Annotated in this window: 13 protein-coding genes; 2 read left to right on the forward strand and 11 right to left on the reverse strand. The window is 67.6% G+C overall.

Annotated features, from left to right (window positions below; genetic code table 11):
- Positions 1-126: 126 nt before the first annotated feature.
- Positions 127-2,061 (forward strand): sulfatase-like hydrolase/transferase, encoded by a 1,935-nt coding sequence (locus tag D7V97_RS07885; protein ID WP_120609989.1) that lies wholly within the window; start codon positions 127-129, stop codon positions 2,059-2,061.
- 9 nt (positions 2,062-2,070) lie between these two features.
- On the opposite strand, the gene D7V97_RS07890 is transcribed toward D7V97_RS07885, so the two are convergent.
- The 10 genes from D7V97_RS07890 to yedA form a co-directional block, all read right to left on the reverse strand.
- Entirely contained in the window at positions 2,071-2,976 is a 906-nt protein-coding gene (locus D7V97_RS07890; RefSeq protein ID WP_120609990.1) for a DUF3396 domain-containing protein, read from the reverse strand.
- The gene (locus D7V97_RS07895; protein WP_120609998.1) at positions 2,973-3,758 is read right to left on the reverse strand and encodes a hypothetical protein; all 786 of its coding nucleotides are present in this window, start codon (positions 3,756-3,758) and stop codon (positions 2,973-2,975) included. Before D7V97_RS07895 ends, D7V97_RS07890 begins: the two co-directional genes overlap by 4 nt.
- 29 nt (positions 3,759-3,787) lie before the next feature.
- Entirely contained in the window at positions 3,788-4,696 is a 909-nt protein-coding gene (locus D7V97_RS07900; protein ID WP_233582569.1) for a type VI immunity family protein, read from the reverse strand.
- A complete protein-coding gene (locus D7V97_RS07905; protein ID WP_233582570.1) occupies positions 4,693-5,277 on the reverse strand; it encodes a hypothetical protein in 585 nt (194 codons plus the stop codon). Before D7V97_RS07905 ends, D7V97_RS07900 begins: the two co-directional genes overlap by 4 nt.
- Positions 5,278-5,504: 227 nt before the next feature.
- Positions 5,505-6,191 carry a DISARM system phospholipase D-like protein DrmC gene (gene drmC, locus D7V97_RS07910; RefSeq protein ID WP_233582571.1) on the reverse strand — a complete coding sequence of 229 codons (687 nt, stop codon included), beginning with the start codon at positions 6,189-6,191 and terminating at the stop codon, positions 5,505-5,507.
- Positions 6,182-8,026, reverse strand: a complete 1,845-nt coding sequence (gene drmB, locus D7V97_RS07915) for a DUF1998 domain-containing protein (protein WP_120609991.1) — start codon at positions 8,024-8,026, stop codon at positions 6,182-6,184. Before drmB ends, drmC begins: the two co-directional genes overlap by 10 nt.
- Positions 8,013-11,360 (reverse strand): DISARM system helicase DrmA, encoded by a 3,348-nt coding sequence (gene drmA / locus D7V97_RS07920; RefSeq protein WP_120609992.1) that lies wholly within the window; start codon positions 11,358-11,360, stop codon positions 8,013-8,015. The genes drmB and drmA overlap by 14 nt, the downstream gene beginning before the upstream one ends.
- 34 nt (positions 11,361-11,394) lie before the next feature.
- Complete coding sequence (locus tag D7V97_RS07925; RefSeq protein WP_199728741.1) at positions 11,395-15,300, reverse strand: type IIL restriction-modification enzyme MmeI; 3,906 nt, start codon at positions 15,298-15,300, stop codon at positions 11,395-11,397.
- A gap of 33 nt (positions 15,301-15,333) precedes the next feature.
- Positions 15,334-18,525: a DISARM system SNF2-like helicase DrmD gene (gene drmD, locus D7V97_RS07930; protein ID WP_120609994.1), complete on the reverse strand. Its 3,192-nt coding sequence runs from the start codon at positions 18,523-18,525 to the stop codon at positions 15,334-15,336.
- 78 nt (positions 18,526-18,603) lie between these two features.
- On the reverse strand, positions 18,604-19,533 hold the full coding sequence (gene yedA, locus D7V97_RS07935) for a drug/metabolite exporter YedA (protein WP_120609995.1): 930 nt from the start codon (positions 19,531-19,533) through the stop codon (positions 18,604-18,606).
- A gap of 208 nt (positions 19,534-19,741) precedes the next feature.
- On the opposite strand from yedA, the gene hrcA reads away from it, so the two are divergent.
- Positions 19,742-20,773, forward strand: coding sequence for a heat-inducible transcriptional repressor HrcA (gene hrcA, locus D7V97_RS07940; RefSeq protein ID WP_120609996.1), 1,032 nt, complete (start codon positions 19,742-19,744; stop codon positions 20,771-20,773).
- Positions 20,774-20,792: 19 nt separating this feature from the next.
- Here hrcA and D7V97_RS07945 read toward each other — a convergent pair whose 3' ends face one another.
- Positions 20,793-21,776: a lipid kinase gene (locus D7V97_RS07945; RefSeq protein ID WP_233582572.1), complete on the reverse strand. Its 984-nt coding sequence runs from the start codon at positions 21,774-21,776 to the stop codon at positions 20,793-20,795.
- Between the last annotated feature and the right edge of the window lie 137 nt (positions 21,777-21,913).

A 21,913-nucleotide genomic window follows, 5' to 3' on the forward strand; every position in this document is an offset into this window, starting at 1 on the left:
CCCTGCGGGACGCGGCCGCGTTCATCAGGGACGCGGCCCGCGCCGTGAAGGGGCGTGCGTCCGCGGGCGCGGTGGGCTTCCAGGGGCCCGGCACGGCGCATGCTCAGGTGGGACGCAGGAGGCTTCATGCCCACGCGTCCCAACATCCTGCTGCTCACGGTCGACCAGCTCCAGTTCCCCCGCTTCGCCTATGGCCCGGATGGCGGCTTCCTGCCGGGCCTCAAGGACATCCTGGGGTTCGTGACGGAGGGCGGGGAGGACAACCCCTTCCGGAAGTTCTTCCCTGGCTTCGAGGCGCTGCGCCAGAACGCCGCGGTCTTCCGCAACCACACCATCGCGGCGTCGGCGTGCACGCCCAGCCGCGCGGTCATCTACACGGGGCAGTACGGCACGCGCACGGGCGTCACGCAGACGGACGGCCTGTTCAAGAGCGGTGACGCGGCGGCCTTCCCGTGGCTCGCGGCGGATGGGATTCCGACGCTGGGCCACTGGTTCCAGAAGGCCGGCTACCACACGCACTACTTCGGCAAGTGGCACGTGAGCAATCCGCCGGAGCACACGCTCCAGCGGTATGGCTTTGACGACTGGGAGCTGTCGTATCCGGAGCCGCACGGGGCCTCCATCAACAACCTGGGCGCCTTCCGCGACGTGGGCTTCGCGGACCTCACGTGTGACTTCCTGCGAAGGATGGCCTTGGGACAGCCCTACAACCGCGCGCTCGCGAACCAGTCGTATGCGGCACCCCGGGCGGAGGCGCCGGACGGGAGCGTGCAGCCGTGGTTCGCGGTCGCGTCGTTCACCAACCCGCATGACATCGCGACGTATCCCATCCTGCCGCGGCAGTTGGATCCTTCCTCCCCCAAGCTGGGGCCGCTGGTGGTGCCGGCCGAGGGCCAGCCGTCCGTCACGCCGGTGGCGGGCACCTTCACGGTGCCGCTGAACCCGCTGGGGTTCCCGCAGGAGAACGCGAACCTACCGACGAACCTGCGTGACACGCTGGCCAACAAGCCGAGCTGTCAGCGCGACTACGCGTACAAGCTGGGGCTGGCGCTCGCGGCGAAGACGGGGCTGACGCTGCACCAGGCGAAGGAGGGCATCGACCCGGTGACGGTCACGCTCAACTCGGGCATCCCCTTCCAGCTCACGGCGGATCCGGACGAGGCGGCGCTGCGCTTCCAGCAGTACTACGCGTGGCTCATCTCCCTGGTGGACGGGCACATCGCGCGGGTGCTCCAGACGCTCGATGACAGCGGCCTGCGAAAGAACACGCTGGTGGTGTTCCTCTCCGACCACGGGGAATACGGCGCCGCCCACGGCTACCTGATGGAGAAGTGGCACACGTCCTACCAGGAGGCGCTGCACGTGCCGCTGGTGGTGCAGTTCCCCCAGGCGCAGGAGACGCGCTACATCGACGCGCTCACGAGCCACGCGGACGTGGCGCCCACGCTGCTGGGGTTGGCGGGCATTCCGCGTGAGGAACTCGCGGCCATCCGCACGGACCTGCGGTTGCACCGGCCAGTGCCGCCCTTCGTCGGCGCGGACCTGAGCCCGCTCGCGCGCGGAGAGACGAAGACCGTCACGGAGCCCAATGGCACCCCGCGAGAGGGCGTGCTCTTCATCACCGACGACGAAATCACGGAGCCGCTGCCGCGCACCGGGGATCCGCACCAGATGCACGACGACGCGCTGTTCTCCGTGTACGCGCGCGCGGTGGAGGCGCTGCGCGAGGGCAGCACGCGGGCGGGCAAGGTGCCCGGACTGAAGCCCGGCGCGGTGTGCCAGCCGAATCACATCCGCTGCGTGCGAACGCCGCGCTGGAAGCTCGCGCGCACGTGGGACCCGTCCGGGGAGCACGCGGACGAGTGGGAGCTCTACGACATGAAGAACGACCCGCTGGAGATGGAGAACCTGCTCGTCTTCGACGGGCCCTTCCCGACCGTGGTTCCGCAGCTGCCCAAGGGGCTGACCCGCGCGGAGGTGGAGGAGGCGGCGAAGGAGACCCACGCGCTGCTCGGGAAGTACGAAGCGGAGAAGCTGTCGCCCTGGCCGCAGGCGCGCTGACGCGCCGGCTTACTGGCTGAGCCGCCGGAGCCAGGTGTGCAGGTATCTCAGGGGCTCGTCGCTGTGCTCCTTGTAGACAAAAGGCTCAAGCCGGTGTGCCAGCGCGCGGTATTGGGGCGGGATGCCGCCCTTCTGGGTGTCGATGGTGTCGGGCCATTCACCCAGGGACAGCATCACGCGTTGACTGTCCAGGGAGAGCACGGAGACCTCTGGGAAGGGGAGTGCATGCCGCAGGCCCTCACTGCCGCCGAGCTGTCCCAGCAGGGGCTGGCCCACGAAGGTGAGCCAGGACGCGCTCCGGGCATGGGGGCCGATGACCGCGCTGGTATCGTCCACATGATAGAGGTCCAGACCTGGATAGCGATCTCGGAGCGCATCAAGGAGTGTCCAGTCCGATGCGCCCCAGTACCCGTGGGGCGCGACGATGGCGAAGCTCGCGTAGCCGAAGCTGAAGGGCAGCTCCCACGCGAGCTTGAAGGCCAGGGCGCGCAGGTGGTCCGGTCCGTGCTCCAGCAGGAACTCGGTGGGAAACGTGAAGGACACCGCGGTGGCGGGGTCTTCATGGAAGGGGCTGTCGAGTCGCCGACCGTAATATTCGACCTGGTAGCCCCCGGTCTCGCTGTCGCTCTCCAACAACTCGGCGGTCATGGCGGCTCTCCAGGGACGTCCAAGCATCTCCTGCCGGTTGTGCTCCCAACCCTTGTCATCGAGCGGGACCATGTCGCCGTCATCAGACACGTACCAATTCAGTGAATGGGGAGGGATGGCCTGGACGTAGGTCTGCACGGCACGCCATATGGCGGGAGCCACTTCTTTGTGTTCACGGTGGATGAAGAAGCAGAGAACAACGCCGTCACGCCCCGTGAGCCAACCGCGCTTGCCGTGTAGCCGGATGACAGGAAAAGCCTCGTTCATGGCGGCAATACTCCCTTGACCGGTGAGATGAGGAGTGCTCGCCCGCCCAACGCTGTCTGGTAGACATCCCGTTGAGACTGGTTGGCATAGGGACTGCTGCCTCCATACTTGGTCCAGCGGGGCGGATTGTCCTCAGGGCAGGGGAACTTGAAGTCCAGGATGAGCGCCGCCTTCAGCAGGTTGCGATCCGCATGGAGGACAAGGTCCGGCTTGATGGTTCCCCAGAGCTCCTCGGTGCAGTCCTCGGCGATGAGGCGCGCTTCCTTCTCCCGGCTCATCGTCTCCACGACCTTGGCATTTGGATAGTAGCGATAGCGCTGCTCGATGCTGAAGGGCGCGGGCCACAGCGCCTCCAGCACCTCGCGCGCGCACTCCAGCGCGAGCACATGCTTCCGCCGTCCCAGTTGCATGGCCCGGGTGACGGGCTTGCCGCAGGCGTCCTGCTCCACCACCTCGCCGCACTCAGCCCGTGTCGGTGGCCGGTCGTGGAAGAAGAGGGCATTGCCCCGACGCTCGGCCCGGACGGCACACTCCGCGAGGCGCTCCTCCAACTCTCCCGCCGCCTCGTGGGTCTGCATCATCGCAAGAAGCGCTGGGACGGACTGGACCAACGTCGAGGCCACCGCCCGCGAGGCCACAGCCCTCTCCGCCACGAGGGCCGCATGACGGACGCTCCCGACGGTCTCCGTGTCGAGCCGCAGGTCCCCGCGCGTGGAACGCCGGGGGCCGCTGGCACAGGCCGTCAGCAGGGCACAGGCCACCCAGACAGAGACATGACGCATCCTTATCCAGGACTGGGAGAACAGTGTGCTCACCGGCCGAGCCGCAGGATCCATTGGTAGTTGTAGTCCGGGGCGAACCTGGGGTCCTCTTTGTAGACGAAGGGTTTCAGTTGGAGCGCCAGCGCCCGGTACTGGGGCGGGATACCGCCCTTCTCGGTGTCGATGGCATCAGGCCACTCGCTCAGGGTGATCATCAGGCGTTGGCTGTCCAGGGACAGGAGGGAGACCTCCGGGAAGGGAAGTGCGCGTCGCAGGCTTTCGATACCGCCGAGCCGGCCGAGCAGGGGTTGCCCCAGGAAGGTGAGCCAGGAGGCGCTCCGGGCCTGGGCGCCGATGCGCGAACTGGTATCCCTCACATGGTAGAAGTCCATGCCCAGGTAGCGGGTGAGGAACGCATCGAGGAGCTCGAAATCAGGCGAGCCCCAGATGCCGTGGTGTTTGACGACGGCGAGGCTGGCGTAGCCGAAGCTGAAGGGCAGCTCCCACGCGAGCTTGAAGACCAAGGCGCGGAAGTGGTCCGGACCATGCTCCAGGAGATATTCGGTGGGGAACGTGAAGGACACCGTCGTGGCGGGGGCTTCGTAGAAAGGGTCATCGAGTCGCCGCCCGTAGTACTCGAACATATAGTCACGAGACTCGCCGGGATCCTCGAACAACCCGACGCTCCAGGCGAGTGCCGAGGGGCGTTCGAACATCTCCTTGCGTATGACCTCCCACCCCTTGTCATCAAGTGGGTCCCAATCACCATCGTCCGTGGGATACCAGCTCAGTGAGTTGGGAGGAATTGCATGAAGGTAGGTCTGCAAGGCGCGCCAGATGGCGGGAGCTACCTCTTCGTGTTCACGGTGGATGAAGAAGGAGACAACGATGCCGTCGCGGGCCACGAGCCTGTCGTCGTAGGAGGAGCGAAGGCGGAAGATGGGAATGTTCTCCCTCATGGACTCACCACGCCCTCACGTGGCGAGATCATCAAGGCGCGCCCGTCCAGCGCCTCTCTGTAGAGGTCGCCTTGCTTCTGGCCGAAGTAGACACTGTTTCTTCCATACTTCGTCCACTCTGCCTGATTGGTCTCAGGGCAGGGGAACTTGAAGTCCAGGATGAGTGCCGCCTTCAGCAGGTTGCGATCCGCATGGAGGACGAGGTCCGGCTTGATGGTCCCCCGGAGTTCCCCGGTGCAGTCCTCGGCGATGAGGCGCGCTTCCTTCTCCCGACTGATGGTCTCCACGACCTTGGCATGTGGATAGTAGCGATAGCGCTGCTCGATGCTGAAGGGCGCGGGCCACAGCGCCTCCAGCACCTCGCGGGCGCACTCCAGCGCGAGCACGTGCTTCCGCCGTCCCAGTTGCATGGCCCGGGTGACGGGCTTGCCACAGGCGTCCTGCTCCACCACCTCGCTGCATTCTGCCCGTGTTGGTGGCCGGTCGTGGAAGAAGAGGGCATTGCCCCGACGCTCGGCCCGGACGGCGCACTCCACGAGGCGTTGCTCCAACTCCCCCGCCGCCTCGTGGCTCTGCAGCATGGCAAGAAGCGCCGGGACGGACCGGACCAGCGTCGAGGCCACGGCCCGCGAGGCCGCAGCCCTCTCCGCCACGAGGGCGGCATGGCGGACGCTCCCGACGGTCTCCGTGTCAAACCGCAGGTCCCCGTGCGTGGAGCGTTGAGGGCCGCTGGCACAGGCCGTCAGCAGGGCACAGGCCACCCAGAGAGACGCATGACCCGGAGCGGAAGGCACGGCGCCGACTCTACTCACACGACCCGCGTGAACCACCCTCCCGTGAAGAACTGGGCTTCAAGCACCGCGGCCAGCCGTGCATCCTCCAGCAGCACGCCCACCTCGATGTTCCGCGTCTGCCCCCGGTCGGTGAAGTTCGCGGATGTGATGAAGACCCGGCGTGCGTCCACCACGACGCACTTCGCGTGCAGGCTGGCGAAGACGCCCTTCTCCGGAGTGAACCCGTAGAGCTCCGGGAAGGGCGGGCCAAACGGCCAATGCTCCCGCAGGAACCCGCTGGCGACGTCGGCGCTGGCGAAGAGCCTGCAGGTCACACCCCGTTGGAGCGCCGCGTGCAGCGGCCGCAAGACGTCCGCCGCATGGTCGAACGCGAACCCCGCCAGCAGGACGGTCGTCGAGGCTTCCCGGAACAGGCTCGCCAGCACGACCGCCGTGTCCCGGGCCCCGCTCCAGCGGGACTCCGGCCCGGTCCAGACCAGCTCCGGCCGTCGCGGGCCCTTGCGTCGCTCGGCGATGACCGCGCCGAGGAGCGCGAGGACTCCGTCCCGACCCAGCCCATTCAGTGCCAGCACCTGGTCCGCGAGCACTTCGAGCCCCTCCCCACGCACGCCCAACCGCGACAGCGGAAACGAGAGTCGATGCCCCGTGAGCGACGCGTGGAGCCGCTCCAGGTCCGAGGTCGAGACGCCACTCAGGTCCACGGCGTCTTCAGGAAGGCCACGTCCTCGTGTCCCAGCGTGGGGACGACGAGGGCCCGGTCGAGGTACTGGTTGAAGCGCTCGCAGGAGCACTCGGGCACGAAGAGACAACTGTGGCAGGCGGCGCCTTCCAGGTTGCGGTCATCGCGACCCATGGGCTCATGGTGCGCGCAGACCGGGTCGTTGGAGCACAGGCGCGCGTCCTCCCACGCCCGGCCGAGGTGCCGTCCCAGCCGCCGTCCTTCCTCCACCAGACCGCCCAGGGTGCCCTCCGCGCCCGTGGTGCCTGTCATCAACAGGATGCCTGCCATGGGCACGGCTTCGTCATGCGGCGCGCAGTACAGCCGCTCGCGGATGGAGCTGGCGGGATAGCCACACTCCAACGCCACCTCCGTCATCAGCAGGTGCGCCAACGAGTGCAGCAGGTAGAGCCGGACGCCAGGGAAGGGGAGCTTCGACTTCGAATGCTTCTTCCACCGCTCCCAGGCCTTGTAGAGCACCTCCGCACGACGGAGGACGGGCGGCGATTGCTCCCACGCATGCACCTGCTCCTCATCGAGCACCAGCAGCACGCCCTCGCCCTGCATCTCCGTGACAGGCACCCAGTCCCGGTTCAATGACATGCGCGCCAGCTCCACCTCCAGGTCGTACCGTCCCTGGAGGTCCTTCGACAGGGGCTCCAGGCGGGTGAAGCCCACCTGGGCCTGGACCTCGCGGAGCCGCCGGGCCAGCACCACGTGCTGGATGGGGGGCGGCAGGGCGGGAGGACGTGCGATGCGCCGGGCCCAGAAGAGTTCGGAGCGGTCCTTCGGCATCTCGCCGGGCTTCTCCACGGGCTGTGAGAGGAATTGGAGCCATTCGGCGGTGCGGATCTCCGGGACAGCTTCCGGTTTGCGTCCCCGCTCGGCCGTGATGGCCGCGAGGACCTCTTCGTTGGAGGCGTTGCCCAGGGCCTCCTGCACATTGGGGATGGTGCGGAAGGCGGGGAGGGTCTCCGCGGTGGCGGCCTGCAGCACGTTCCAGGCGGCCTGGACCTTGCGCCGGAGCGACTCCGGTTCGGGGATGGTGATGGCGCTGGTGGTCTGCGCGAAGTAGCCGTTGCTGGCGGTCCGGACCAGCAGCCGCTGCCGCTCCTCACAGGGTTCCCGCTCCAGGCCCAGCCAGGGTCGTTCGCCCCCACAGCGGTCCTGTCGCTCTTCCTGGGTCATCTCGATGAGGCGTCGTCGTCGGTTGCACGTCGTGCACGCCACCTCGATGTCGCTGAAATCTCCGGTGACGCCCTCTTCCAATCGCAGTTGTGGCGCGTCGCACGGCGTCTTCTCGTGCATCCACCAGGACCAGTCGATGTCGGCCAGGTGGCCCCGGCGGCAGGCCGCGACGAAGCGCACGGGCACGCAGCGCTCCGGCCTGGCCTCCACCCCCGAGCATCGGTGGCGGTACTCCTGGTTCACCCGCTCCAGGCTGCTGGCCCGCACCAGCGCGCGGCAGCGGGGATTCTGGCAGACGAACCAGCGCGGGAACTCATACACCTGGATGCCGCAGTTCTCCGAAGGTTCCCGTTCGTCGCCAGCGGGCGGCTTGCGGAAGGGCGCCTCCTTGCTGAGGGGCCACTTGTTGCGCAGGTAGAGCGGTTCGACGATCTCCAGCAGTCGCGGCTCGTTGACGACGTCTCCACGGCCCTTGAGCCGCCAGAAGTCCAACCCGCCCACCAGCACGGCGTCGTCCAGCAGGTCCAGCATGCTGCCCGGGCCAAAGGTGGACACCACCTGGCTCTGGCGGATGCGGCCATCAGGCGGCTTCGTCGGTCGATCCTTCGCCCACTTCCTACTGTTCGCCATCCTTCGCCTCCTCCTTCGCAACCTTCGGGGCGCGGTAGCCGCCAAGCGGCTTCCGCTGGATCCACAGGTGCACGGACGACTCCACGTCGCGCATGGACAGGGGCGCCTCGAACTTGAGCTCGTCCCGGGTGAGGTTCTCGTCGGGCTCCAGGACGGTGCGGAGCAGGGGCTTGTAGCCCTTCCCCTCCGGGTCATAGGGCGAGTACGCGCGCTGGGCGGCGTCCTTCTTCGCCTGCTCGATGATGGTGTGCCACGAATCCAGGAGGCTCTTCGCACGCTGCATCACGATGTCGCTGGCGCGCTCCGACTCTTCCTTGGGCAGCCCCCGTCCAGCCCGCTCCGCGAGGATCTCCAGCTTCGCCTCCAGTTCCTTGCGGTGTGCGTGGAGGGATTGCACATCCAGGGGCGCGGTCATCGCGGTGTCCAACAGGCGGCCGAGCGCCACCACCACCCCCGCCAGTCCGCGGTCGAGCGCCGGGGCGGAGAAGGGTGTCACCGAGGTTGCCTCGACGAAGCGGTAGAACGACTCGTGGTACGTCCCGAAGCGCTCGTAGTGGCTGCGGTCGCGCGGCTTGGCGGCGTTGAGACACGTCACCACGAGGCCCGGCTTGTTCGCGTTGCGACCGACGCGGCTCGACGCCTGGATGTACTCGCTGGTCGTCTTGGGTTGGCCGGCGACGACCATGAGGCCCAGCCGGTCGATGTCCACACCCACGGAGATCATGTTGCTGGCGAGCACGACGTCGATGCTGCGCGGTTGGCCATGCACCAGCTCCAGTCGGTTCTTCGCGGCCTTGATGTCCGCGGTCTTCTCGCGGCTGGTCAGCTCCGTGGGTTCACCGCGGATGGTCCGGCCCTGGTACCAGGGATGTTCCTCCTCGGTGCCGAAGTCCTCCGGCCTGCGCCGGGCCCGGTCCATGACGAGCCGCCGGACCTCGTCCTCCACGAGCCGGCGCATACCGCCCAGCTCGCGCAGGCTGTTGAAGTAGCCCACGAGCGTCAGGTACGGATCCGTGCTCTTGCCCCCGTGGAGTTGCTCACCCCGCGAGGCGGCGGCCAGCACGCTGACGTAGACGCGCAGGAGGCTGGCCTTCATCGGACGGCCCGGTGCCGCCACTCCCAGGTACTGGCGCGCGCCCCGGCTTCCCACCGATGCGAAGAACGTCTCCGAGGCATCTACGCCAGGTGGCGGGAAGAGCGCCACGTCTCGCCCATAGAGGCGACTCACCTGCTGCTCGGAGCGGCGCACCGTCGCCGTGGAGGCCACCAGCTTGGCCCTGGGCGCCAGCGTCATCACCGCCCCCTCGTAGAGCCCCACCATGGAACCCAGTGGGCCGGAGATGAGGTGCAGCTCGTCCTGGACGATGAGCTCCGGAGGCCGCAGCCCTCCGGGGAGCTTCACGAGAGCCGCCTTCACGGAGGCCGCGTCATCGCACGGTCCCACGAAGCGTTTGCCAGTGCGGCCCAGGGCCCGGCCGAAGAGGAGCCCGGTTTCACCCCGCCACGGCAGCAGCGCGAACTTGTCCACGGTCGCGACGAGGAAGCACGGCAGCTCCCGGTAGATCTGCTCGTCGACGAAGAGCACCGGCAACCCCTCCGGGTTGCGGCCCAGGTTGAAGGCGCATTCGATGTTCGCGCAGCCGACCAGCACCTCCTCGGGCCGGGTCTTCGAGGGCCGGAGGATGAAGCACTCCCGTTCGAAGTCGGTGCCGCACCACGGGCAGGTCGCGAGTGGGAAGGGCGACTGGGCACGGGGGCTGTTGTCGGTCTTGTACTCGTTGATCTGCGTGGCGACCTGCGCGAGCGTGTTGGCCGTTGCGGAGCGACCGACCCACAGGCCGATGGAGAAGCGGACCTCGCCCAGTCGCCGTGGCTCCTGCTTGCGCAGCACGTCCAGCGCGCAGATGAGCGTCGCGGCGCGCCCCAACTGGTCGAGCGTGAGCAGGCGCAGCGTGTACCGCAGCAGCACCGCGACCCCCAGGCCCCTGTCAGGGCGCTCCTGGCCGTGGAGGCGGCGCAGCAACAGCGTGAAGGCGATGAGGCCCAGGTAGGCCTGGGTCTTGCCGCCGCCCGTGGGGAAGAAGATGAGCTCCACGAGCTCGCGGTCGGTGTGGGCTTCGTCCTGCACGGACGGGAGGTTCAGGAGGATGAAGGCCAGCTGGAAGAGGCGCCACTCGGGCGCGTGGTCCGGACGTGCCTTGCGCTCGGCCTGCGCCATCACGCGGTTCATCCAGCGGAAGGCGTCGAAGGCGAGGGGCTCCCGCACCAGCAACTGGATGCCGTCCTCGATGCGGGTGGCCGCGCGATGGGCACGGTCCACGAGGACCTTCCGTGTCTCCTGTCGGCGCACGCTGCCCACCTCGATGGTGGCCTGCGTCTCCACCCAGCTGCGGTAGGCCTGCACCAGGGGACTCAGTGCCGCCTCCGCCTCTTCGGGCGTCGCGAGGGACGCGAGTTGTTCCATCCCCACGACGACCTCGGGGAGCCTGCGGGCCTCCACCGGGAGGACTTCGACGCGCGGCAACCAGTCCGTCTCCACGCGCGTCACAGGCAGCGTGGGGGCCCGGACGCGCACGGAGATGCCATGGCCCACCGCCCATTGCCGGCGGTGGCGGAACTGGAGGTCGTTCACGCGGTCATCGATGTCCTCGCTTCGCTCGTCGCTCGAGTCCTGCCGGCCCACGAAGCCCTCGGCGCACTCCAGCGCGAGGTGGGTCTGGAAGGCGTAGGCTTCATCGCGAGCGACCGAAGTCGTGGCAGCGGTGCGCGCATTGACGAGGAAGACGGCGACGGCGAGGTCCCCGTCAGGAGTCTTCTCCACACGGCCTTCGAGGCGCAGACCCCGACTGTCCGGCAGGTCCACCCCGATTCGCAGGGCTTCGTCATCCATGGGCACGGTGACGGTGCGTTGGGCGAAGGCACGGCTCCAGTGTTTGCGCTCTCCAACCTCGATGCGCTGGTAGTCGGCCCAGGAGACGTGCGCGGTGAGCTGCTTTGTGCCGGAGGGAATGAAGACGGACAAGCCCATGGACGCAGGGAGGCGGCGCACCTTCTTGACGGTTGGGTCGGGCTTGGAGGACTCCTCGTCGTCGACGTCGTTTCCCGCGCCCAGGTCGTCGTCTTCCTCATCGGGGTCGTCGTCGATCTCTCCCTGCTCCAGGGGGACGAGGAAGCCGGTCAGGTACCAGCGCGACGGAGGCGTGCGGAGCACCTCCGGAGCATCGGAGACAGGGATGCCCGGCGTCTTTCGGAAGGGGCCGACGAGGTCCGCTTCCAGTGCATCCACGAGGTGCGAACGCACCGCCCCCGCGTCACCGTGTGACGTGTCATTCATGGTGGTGTCCGGTGGTGAGCCTGTGCCGATCGCTTCAGGCGGTCTGTTCCTTGCGGGGCTTGCTGCTGCGAATCGGTGCAACCCCAGGATGGGCTTCTTCGCGGGCGCGGCGCTCGTTCAGATCGAAGAGACGGTCGAGGACTTCGTCTTCAAAGGCCGTGAGGTCCGCCGCGGAGGCGCCGCAGTACAGGGGAGCGTGGATGTCGCTCCATCCGTAGGCGTCCAGCACGGCCTGGTCCACCATCTCGTGCAGTCCGCGCAGTCGCTGGATGGCAGGGTCTCTGACTGTTTCGTCCTTGAGGCGGTTGTACGTCGTGGTGAGGCCCACGTTGTTAGCCTTCATGTAGGAGCGGCGCTCGAAGTGGAGCTTCTTCCCGATGCCATCGAGGGTGGGTGCCTCAGGGAAGGGGAAGGTCTCGAAGCAATCGCTCGGGGCGTAGCGAAGGTCGTTGCGCATCGAGGAGGACAGCAGCCGTGCCCATGCTTCATGCACTCGCGATTGCAGCACTGCGAGCCAGTAGTCCTGCTCTACCGGGACAACAATGGCTTGTTCGCTGAATACCAAGCTGGTTTCCTGCCACGAGAGCATCAAGTGTTTGGATACACGCGAAATGGCAAGGCAGCGGTTGATGGGCCGAAGTGCATCGTAAAGAGCTGGTGTGTTTCGGCCGTACTGCCACCAGTAGGTTTTTCTGCGCCTTCCGTCAGCGTTGCTCTTGAGCTTGTCTCGTTCCGGCTTCACTAGTTCTCGGACGATGCGGAGAAGGTCGGGCCAATGCTCTGCCTCCTTCAATTCCATCTGTCCGAAGTTGATGACATATCGCTCAAGCTGGGGATCAGGGTCGGAGTTGATCTCCTCACCTCCGACATAGCGGAAGATGCGTTCAGCGTTCCTTGGGCTCCTCGCGATGAGGTCCGCTCGTTGCTGCGGATTGAGCACGAACCCCATACCGAGCACGTACGTTCCAACAAAGCTCTTGCCAGCATTGGCCGCGAGCGCCACGGGGTCCGCTCGCTCGGGCTTGCCCCTCAGCCGGGAATTCAGCTGAGGCACGCGTACGCCATCAAGCCGAGGCTCCAGTGAGAAGCTGGAGACATGGCCCTTCGCGAGATGCACCACGGACACCGCGACGTTGGCTCCAGCAACGGGCCACTTTCTGGACCGCACGGCGTCGTAGAGTTCCGCGCCCTGGTCCACCAGGAACTTGAGCCCGGTGGTCCTCGTGTCCCCCTGCGCGATGGTATTCGTGGCGATGAAGCCGAAGGTTCCGTGCTCACCCAGCAGATGGAACGCACGGCGGAAGAAGTGCGCAGAGAGGTCGGCGTTTCCATGCGCTCCCGGGTGCACTGCTTGTAGCCACGGCAGGTAGTTCTCTCCTCCCGTGTCGATGATGCCGTTCTTCCCAGCGAACGGCGGGTTGCCGACGAAGCCGTCCACCCATGCGGCCTTGTTGATCTGTTCGTCATCGAGCGGGTCCGGGCGCTTGCCGTGGAATACCTCCGGGAACTCCAACGGCCAATGGAAGGCCCAGTCGGGACAGGAGAACTGCCGGATGGCATCCGGAACAACGGACGGAACTCCGCCGTCCACCTTGGAGAGCCAGGTGCCGACGGCATCCAACCTTCGCGTCCGCTCCTTCTCCCGCTCCTTGTCGGAGGCGTGAGCGAAGAACGCGCCAACGCAGGCATTGGCAATCCGCTTGACCCCGGCCATGGCCTGGTCGGCTTCGCGCAGCAACGCCTCCTTCTTGCTGGAGGAATCCAGGTCGAGTTGCATCGGCCGATTCACATCGGGCCTTTCCAGGTCGAGCGCGAGCTGGAGGATGGCCTGACGCTTCTCGAGGGCGACCCCGAGCGACCTCCGGATGACCTCCTGCGCGAGCCCGGATTGCTTCTGCTTGCCGGGCTCCCAATGAAACGCGTGGAGTTGCTCAAGATCGAGCCCGACGAGCGAGTCGCCGCACTTGAGCGAGTGGTCCAGGAACGTGAAGGGCTCCGCCTTCGCCAGCGTCACAAGCCACAGGGACAGCTTCGCGAGGTTCACCGCCCATGGGTTCTTGTCCACGCCGTACAGACAGCGCTGGGCCACGAGCCGACGTGCGCGCATCACCACGTCGTCGTCCTTGAGTGCGCCCTTCAGCACCCCTTCGCGTGTCCAGGCCGCCACGACCTGGTCGGCCAGGAAGCGGCAGGACTCCACCAGGAATGCTCCCGAGCCCATGGCGGGATCGCAGATCTTGAGGTTGAGCAGTCGTTCGGAGGACGGATGCGGTCCCATCGTCTTGAGCAGCGGTTCAAGCGCGCGGCGGACGATGGGCGCGGAGAGGCTCCGGGGCGTGTAGTGACTGCTGGTGCGTCGCCGCTCGTTACCAGGCTGGAGTACGAGCTGCGAGCGTCGCCGCGTCTCGATGCCCTTCACGCGGTACGGCTCCAGCGCCTTCAGGACCGCCGCCTCGGTGTCCGCCTGCTCCAACGTTTTCGCCAGACTCTTCACCGCCTTCGCATCCAGGCCGGCTTCTTCCTCCAGCCATGCGCCACGCCGTTTCGCGGGCTGCTTCAGCACCGCATCGGTGGAAACCCAGACCTTCGATGGCTTGAGACACACGCCCGCGCCAGTCAGGCGCTTCACGTGGAAACCCATCAGTGTCTCGTAGACGGAGCCGATCTGCTCCACGTCGAGCGACTTGTAGCTGAGCCGCTGCCCCTCCAGGACGCTGAGGCGCTCCAGCACCCGATACACCGTCTCATCATCAATGGACGGTGGCTTCTCCCCATCCGAAGCAGACCCGCTCAGGAAGGGGAACGCATCAGGGTCGAAGAGATGCCCCCGACGTGGCGGCATGTGCAGCTTGCCGTGTGATGCGCCCAGGTAGATGCAGCGGAAGAGCGCCAGCAGCCGCGGCCACGCACCGAACCGCCGGCTCATCGCATCCGGGTACAGACCGGCATCCTCAAGCAGTTGTTCGTACAGCGCCTTCGCCGAAAGGTCTTCGCTGTACGGTTCCTGATCCACGGGGAGCAGCCCTGTGTCCTCCGCGTACAGGAGGAAGACGAGCCGCAGAAGCGTTGAGAGGAGCCCTCCATAGACATGGTCCTCCCCACGAGCGAAGGCCTTGTCGATGGCTTGTGTCCCGTCGCGCTCGGCGGCGGCTTCGAAACCCGCGAGGAGGATGTCCAACGCCTCCAGCACCTGCTCGGCCAGCGCCCCGGTGACGTTGGCTTGACGGCGGCGCGACTGTTCGAGAAGCGCGGGGAGCTGATGCTCTGGCAGCACGCCGAAGAGCCGGCGTGCGTGTAGCAGCATCACCATCGCGTCGAAGAGGGGCCGGCCACTCGCGGTGACCACGTCCTTGAAGCGGAAGGTGAGATGGCCCGTGGACTCGCCGTGGGGCGCGTACATCAGGCGCACACTGACGCCGTTGAACAGCAACCCCACTGGGACCCGGGCCGCGCGCAACAGGCGTTCGAACTTCGCGGAGGGCTCGTAGAACCACGCGCCGGTGGTGTCCTCCTTCTTGTCCAGATCGAGCCCGAGCGGAAGCTCCCACGTCAGCAGCGCGAAACCCTCCGCGGCCCGACTGATGGGGGTGGAGTCATCGGGAAGGCCCTCCGGCTTCGCGGGCGGTGGGCCGCGACGCACGAGCCCTCTCGTCGGTACGAGCGTCTGGTGGCCCTCCACGATGTCCAACCGGAGGTCGTTCGGGAACTCCGTGACGAAGGCGCCCTCGGGATAGCCCAGCACCTCACGGAGGAAGCGCGGCACATCCGTCACGGACGGTGATTGCGCGCCAGCCAGCATGATGAACCGGTGCAGTTCCGAAACCGGCAGACGCTGCATGCACTGCGCGTCTTCCAGGACCGGTACCGACACCACCAGGCCCTCGATGGGCTGGGCAAGGCCGAGCCACGTCTCGTGATAGCGACGTTCAACATCACGCATGTGTTGTCCCCCCACTGCGCTTGTGGCGGGCGCTCACCGCGTGCTCGGCCACAAGTAGATCATTCCCACCGGCACGACGCGGGCCAATTGCACCTCATAGGTGGTCTTCAGCGCGTCTGGTTCTTCGCGGAGCTCTTTGGAGAGTGCGGAGAGCCGCATTTCCAGGTGTGATTTGTCACGCCGCCATTGTTCGCGCTCTTCCTGCGCTTCGAGCTGGAGCTCCAGCTGGGCGCCCAGCGCTTCCTGGATGGCTTCACGCTGGTTCAGGAGGATCTGCGTGAGTGCATTCGCCTCACTCGTCCCACGCTGCGCGAGCTTCTTGCGTGCGTCCTTCTCCCGCAGCGACGCCTCCGCCTCCACAGAGGCCCAGAGTGTCGCGAAGTCAGACGCCGCGCTTGCAATGAGTCGCGCCTGGACGGCGCGCGAGGTCGCGGACAGCTCAGGAGCCTCGGCCAGCGTGCTCTCAAGCTGTTCAATGACCCGGCGATCCGCCTCGTCACCGAAGGGCTTCAGGTGCCCCTTCCCACCGCCATCCAGCCACTTCGCCGAAACCGAGACCACCTCGTCATGCAGCCTGGCCGCGCCCGCGCCGAAGAGTGAGAGCCGCCCGAAGACGATGACGCGTGCCACGGCGTCGCGCTTGCTCTTCACCACCGTCACGCGGCTGAGATCGTTCGCGGAGAAGCCCTGTGCCAGGAACCGCTGGAGCACCCGCTGCACGATGGGATGGGACAGGTGCAGGTGTGACAGCTTGCTGGAGACCCCCGGTGGTGCTTCGAAGACCACGGGCGACACCGGCCGCTTGCGCCAGTCCCACGGCGTCTCATCCTTCTCGCGACGAGGACGAATGGAGTCGAGCGTCCGGCTCCAGGACGCGGGAAGCTCTGGAACCTTCCAGGCCTCCTGCGCCTGACCCTCCACAGCGAGGGTTTCACGCTCAAGGCGTTTCGAACCCGCCAGCTCGAAGCCCACATCGAGGGCGTCGCGCAGCAGGGCGGGAGCGAAGTCCATCACTTCGCGGCTGCGCTCCTTCAGCTCCCCAATGGTATCCAGTTCCTTGCGCAGCGATTGCAGCGTCCGCTGGGACTCCAGCTCACGCTTCGTCACCTCGGTGCGCGTGGAGGTCGTGGCCCGCTTGACGCCTTCGAGCGTGCCCCGCGTGATGCCCTGGGCCAGGGCGTCATGCATCTGCTCCATCAGGACGCTGCCCAGGCTGCCCAGCTCGCGGACGATGGTGTCGACCTTGCGCGCTACGGTGTCGAGCACCGCGTCCTCGGCCCGCTGGCTGTAGATGAAGTAGCCGCAGCGCACGACGGGCGCCGGTTGCAGGGCGCGGTCGATGCGGCCGTTGCGCTGTTCAAGGCGCGAAGGGTTCCACGGAACATCGAAGTGGAAGAGGTCCGCGCAGTGGCCCTGCAGGTTGATGCCTTCTCGCGCAGCGTCGGTCGCGAGCAGGACCCGCACGGGGAACTCGTCCAGGGGCCCGTTGAAGGCCTCCTGGATCTCCGCGCGCCGCGCATCATCCAGCCCGCCCGTCATGGCGAGGATGCGTTCATCCCCCCGCTGCGTCCCCTCGAAGGCGGAGGTGAGCTGCTCCTTGAGGTGGCGCAGCGTGTCTCCGTACTCCGTGAAGACGATGACGCGGCGGGGCTTCCAGGCTGCACCACGGGTGAGCGCGCACTGGTGCTCGCGAATCCATTGCAACAGCGCCAGCAGCTTCGCATCCCGTCGGGTGCGGTGCCGCGCGCTCAGGGAGAGCATGTCGTCCAGGAGCTGGCGCGCCTGGACCCCTACCGGAAGACCCTGGCTCTGCTCGTGGATGCTCGCGGCGAGCTCCTGCTCCAGGACGGCGTCTGTCTCACCGTGCTCCTCGCTCGGCGGGGTGTCCTCCGACGCATCAGCGCCGTCGAGTGCCAGCGCGCCAGCCCCGAAGGCCGCCGCATGAACGGAGAGCGTGCGGTGGAAGGCCTCGACGCTGGAGAGGAGGCGCTTCTGGAGGTTGACGAAGACGAGCCGACCCTTCTTCGACTTCGGCGCCAGCAACTCCGTGTAGCGCGCGAGCTTCGTGGAGAGGTCCAGCTCCGCGGTGGACCCCTCGCCCAGGTCGACGCGGCGCTCGACGGTCGTGCCATCAGGCCCCAGCCATTCGGCACCCCACCGTCCCGAGGCATGCGTCAATCGCACACCCACCACCTGCCGCTCGGGATATTGCTGCGCGCTGCCCAGGGCGCGCAGGTCGCTCTTCAGGCGACGCACCATCACTGGCGCCAGTTGAGACTCCCGGACGCGGGTGCCCCGCGTGAAGCGCTGTGGATCCAGCATCTCCAGCAGCGCCGAGAAGCTGTTGGAGTGCCCGTTGTGGGGCGTGGCCGACAGGAACAGCCGGTGCTCGAAGCGCTCCGCGAGCGAGCGGATGCTGCGAGTCGTGTCGGTGTCCACGGCGTACCGGCTGGCGGATGCCGGGGCGACCACATGCGCCTCGTCGAGCACCAGCATCGACTTGTGGCGGCCCTTCTCCTCCATCAGCGTCTTGAGGGGCTCGAAGTACTCACTGCGCCGGAGCGTCTGGTACGACACGATGAAGCGTGAGTGCGTGCCCCAGACCGGCACCTGGAAGCCGCGCTCCTGGCGGCGCCGTGAGACAAACTCGCTGTTGAAGATCTCGAAATGGAGCCCGAACCGCTTCTCCATCTCATCGCGCCACTGCAGCGTCACGGACGCGGGGCAGACGATGAGGGCCCGGTCGATGCGCTGACGGAGCATCATTTCCTGCATCACGAGCCCGGCCTCGATGGTCTTGCCGAGGCCTACGTCGTCCGCGATGAAGAGGTTGACCCTCGGCAGCTCGAGCGCCTTCTTGAGGGGCGTGAGCTGGTGGTCGAGCAGGTGGATGCCAGCGCGGAAGGGGGACTGGAAGAGCCGTGCGTCGGTGGCAGTGACGGAGCTCCACTTGAGCGCGTGGAGGTAGGCGGCGAAGCGACGCGGCTCGTCGAGCTTCTCGGGCGTCCCCAGCCCGCCCTGCTCCGGGCGGATGACGCGGGCGGCAAGCTCCCGCTCCCAGAGCACCGACAACGGACGTCCCTGCGCGTCGTCATCAAGGCAGGTGAGGCGAACGAGTGTGTGTTGCTCGCGGACGCCTGACGGGGCGACGACTTCGTTGACCAGATACTGGCGATGTCGGACCTGCGCGATATCACCAGCACAGGGAACAGGAGCGGTGGGCACAAGACAGACTGTGAGGTGAGGCGCCCCTCTGGCGCCATACCTCTTCCAGGTTATGGACGTCTGCCTGAATGTATGTCTTCAGCGCTTCCCGCGAGCCAGCAACATCACCGCGACCAGGATGGCTGCCATTGCGCCCCAGGTCAGCGGGCCCAGGGTCTCTCCCGCGAACACCACACCCAACAGCACCGCGACACCCGGGTTCACATACGCGTAGCTCGTCGCGAGCGCCGGCCGCGCGTGCCGCAACAAATAGCCGTACGCGCTGAACGCCACCAGCGAACCGAACAGCACCAGGTACGCGAACGAGAACACGGCCTTCATGGGCGGCGTGCCGTGCATCTGCTCGCCCAGCGCGAAGCTGACGCCCAGCATCATCACGCCCGCGCACAACATCTGCGTCGCCGGCGTCATCAACCCCGTCGGCATCGGCAGGCGCCGGCTCCACACCGAACCGAACGCCCAGCTCATCGGCGCCACCAGCAGCGCCAACGCCGCGGACGCGCCGCCACTCATGTCCCCGCCCAGGTTCAAGAGCGCCACGCCCGCGAAGCCCAGCACCAGCCCCGCCAGCTCCGCGCGCCCCGGCCGCTGCCCGAAGGCCGCGCCGAAGATGGCCGTCCACAACGGCATGCTGCCCACCACCAGTGCCGCCACACCCGACGGCACGCCCAGGTTCTGCGCGAACGCGATGCCGCCGTTGCCCACCACCAGCAACAGGAAGCCCGTGAGGGCGCCTGCCCGCCACTGCCGTGCTCCCGGCCCCGGCTGGCCCCTCAGCCGCAAGCCCGTGTAGAGCAGCCCGCCCGCCACCAGGAAGCGCAGGCCCGCCATCCGGAACGGTGGAAAGCCCGTGAGCGCGAACCGCATCGCCAGGTAGGTGGACCCCCAGATGACGTAGAGCGAGAAGAGGCTGAACAGCAGCCAGCCCCGGTGGGGACCCTGCTCGGAGGCGTCAGGTGGCGCCGCGGGCACGGGCGCGAGCGGGAGGGGGGCGGTCGAGGTCGTCAAGACGGCGGCCTTCTAATCCCGCCGGTTTCCCGGAGCGATGTGCGCTTTGCCGTACCCCCTCCACGCCCGGGGAGGAACCGGCGCGGCGCCTGCCTGCCCCACTGATTGGGCTCCGTGGATTGAATGCCCCGGGCGTCCCTCTTAGAATTCTACAGGAAGCGCGGAGGCCGGAAGGTCCGGGCCGTCGGCTTCCGGAGTGTGAGCGGGAATGCCCGACGAGCTGGGTGAACGCGAGAAGGAAGTCCTCCGTGCCGTGGTGCAGGAGTACATCACCACGGGCGGGCCTGTCGGCAGTCAGCAACTGACGCGCCGCGGGGAGTTCGAGGTCTCCTCCGCGACCATGCGCAATGTCCTCGCGGACCTGGAGGCCCTGGGCTTCCTGGAGAAGCCGCACACCTCCGCGGGCCGCGTGCCCACGGACCGGGGCTACCGCTTCTACGTGGACACGCTCGTGAAGCTGCGCGACCCCGCGCCGCGCGACCGCGAGCTCATCCACGCCGGGCTCGTGCACGAGTCCAACCTGGACGACATACTGTCGGAAGCCAGCCGCGTGCTGCACTCGCTCACCCGCCACGCGGGCGTGGTGCTCACCCCCCGGCCGGACGCGGCGGTGTTCCAGCGCATCGAGTTCCTGCGCCTGCGCGAGGACCGCGTCCTCGCCATCCTCGTCGGCCAGAACGGCCAGGTGCACAACAAGGCCCTCACCGTGGACTTTCCGGTGACGTCCGACGAGCTCGTGAAGGCCAGCAACTACCTGTCCGAACTCCTGCACCAGGTGCCCCTGGAAGAGGCCCGCGAGCGCATCCGCGCGGAGATGGACCAGGACCAGGCGCTCTACAACGCGCTCACCGCCAAGGCGCTGCGGCTGGGCGCCGCGGCCACCGACCTCCAGACGCCCGAGCGCGTCCTCATCGAAGGCACGGGCTCCTTCCTGGAGCAGCCGGAGTTCGCGGACGTGGAGCGGATCCGCGCGCTGTTCCGCGCCCTGGATGAGAAGCACAAGCTGCTGCACCTGCTGGACCGCGTGCAGCGCACCAAGGAGATGCACGTCTTCATCGGCGCGGAGAGCGAGTTCTCCGCCGCGGGCGACGTCACCGTCATCGCCAGCCCCTACGGCACGGCGGAGGCGGTGCTGGGCACGGTGGGCGTCATCGGGCCCACGCGCATGGACTACCGGCGCGTGATTCCCCTGGTGAACTTCACCGCGCAGGTGCTCTCCAGCGTGCTGGAGAAGGTGTAGCGGCCGTCCCGGACGCGCCCTACTGGGGCAGGGGCGGCGCGGGGGCGTAGACGCGCAGCGCGGCCGAGGCCACCTCGAAGCGCATGGGCGTCATGCCCACGTTCTCCCCGTCCGCGTTCACCTCCATGGGCGGGTCCGTCTCCACGGTGAGGTGGCGGGTGTCCAGGTGCACGACCGCCTCGTGGTCCAGGTGCCCGCCGCTGCGCATGCCCAGCGCCACGCGCGCCAGCGTGGCCACGTCCTGCAGATGGCCCAGCCCCGTGCGCTCCCCGCTCCCGTCGGCGGCGGACGGCGCGGTGATGGCGTAGACGTGCAGCTTGCGGTCATCCAGCGTCGCCTCCGGCGACACCATGTTGCCCGCCCCGTGGTAGCGGCCGTTGCCCACGACGAGCTGGAGCGCGTCCAGCTCCAGCGTCTCCGTGTCCGCCTGGAGCCGGACGTGGAAGGGCTGCAGGGTGCGCATCTCCGCGGCGGCGGCCATCGGGTAGGCGAGCTTGCCCGCGCGCTGCTTCAGCTCCTGCGTGAGCCGCTTCGCGATGGCGGTGGTCAGCCCCAGGCTGGCGGCGTTGAGGAAGGGCCGCCCGTTGACGAGCCCCACGTCCACCCGCGCCGTGTAGCCGCCGACGATGACGTCGCACGCGGCCTCGATGGTGTCCGGGATGCCCAGCGAGCGGGCGAAGTCGTTGCCGGTGCCCAGGGGCACCACGCCCAGCGTCACGTCGCGGCCCATCAACACCTGCGCCGCGCAGCTGATGGTGCCGTCGCCGCCGCCCACGAAGACGCGGCGGGCCCCCGCCGCGAGGGTCTCCTCCAGCACCTGCCGCAGGCGCTTGGGCCGCGACAGCGCGTGCGCCGCGAGCAGCGGGATGCCCCGGTCGGCCAGCATGGCCCGGGCGGTTTCGAAGGCCTCACGGCCTGAACGCGAGCGCGTGTTGACGACCAGGACCGCGGGTCCCTCGTCCAGGTGTCGGATGCGGGGCGGCGCATTCAGTGCGGGTTCCAGGTGCCACCTCTGCTTTCTGTTTCCGGCTTCCCAAGGTGCGCACGGCCTGACCGTGAGACCAGCCACACCCTGGCGAAAAGGACAGGAGGGATGTCCATTCCCTGTCTCTATACACATCTGACGCTGCCGACGAACTC

This window comes from Corallococcus sp. CA053C (assembly GCF_003611675.1).
GTDB lineage: Bacteria > Myxococcota > Myxococcia > Myxococcales > Myxococcaceae > Corallococcus.

Excerpts from the sequence above, each read along its gene's own strand:
- D7V97_RS07885 (WP_120609989.1), top strand. The coding sequence starts at position 127 with ATGCCCACGCGTCCCAACATCCTGCTGCTCACGGTCGACCAGCTCCAG.
- D7V97_RS07890 (WP_120609990.1), bottom strand. The coding sequence starts at position 2,976 with ATGAACGAGGCTTTTCCTGTCATCCGGCTACACGGCAAGCGCGGTTGG.
- D7V97_RS07895 (WP_120609998.1), bottom strand. The coding sequence starts at position 3,758 with ATGCGTCATGTCTCTGTCTGGGTGGCCTGTGCCCTGCTGACGGCCTGT.
- D7V97_RS07900 (WP_233582569.1), bottom strand. The coding sequence starts at position 4,696 with ATGAGGGAGAACATTCCCATCTTCCGCCTTCGCTCCTCCTACGACGAC.
- D7V97_RS07905 (WP_233582570.1), bottom strand. The coding sequence starts at position 5,277 with ATGCTGCAGAGCCACGAGGCGGCGGGGGAGTTGGAGCAACGCCTCGTG.
- drmB (WP_120609991.1), bottom strand. The coding sequence starts at position 8,026 with ATGGCGAACAGTAGGAAGTGGGCGAAGGATCGACCGACGAAGCCGCCT.
- drmA (WP_120609992.1), bottom strand. The coding sequence starts at position 11,360 with ATGAATGACACGTCACACGGTGACGCGGGGGCGGTGCGTTCGCACCTC.
- D7V97_RS07925 (WP_199728741.1), bottom strand. The coding sequence starts at position 15,300 with ATGCGTGATGTTGAACGTCGCTATCACGAGACGTGGCTCGGCCTTGCC.
- hrcA (WP_120609996.1), top strand. The coding sequence starts at position 19,742 with ATGCCCGACGAGCTGGGTGAACGCGAGAAGGAAGTCCTCCGTGCCGTG.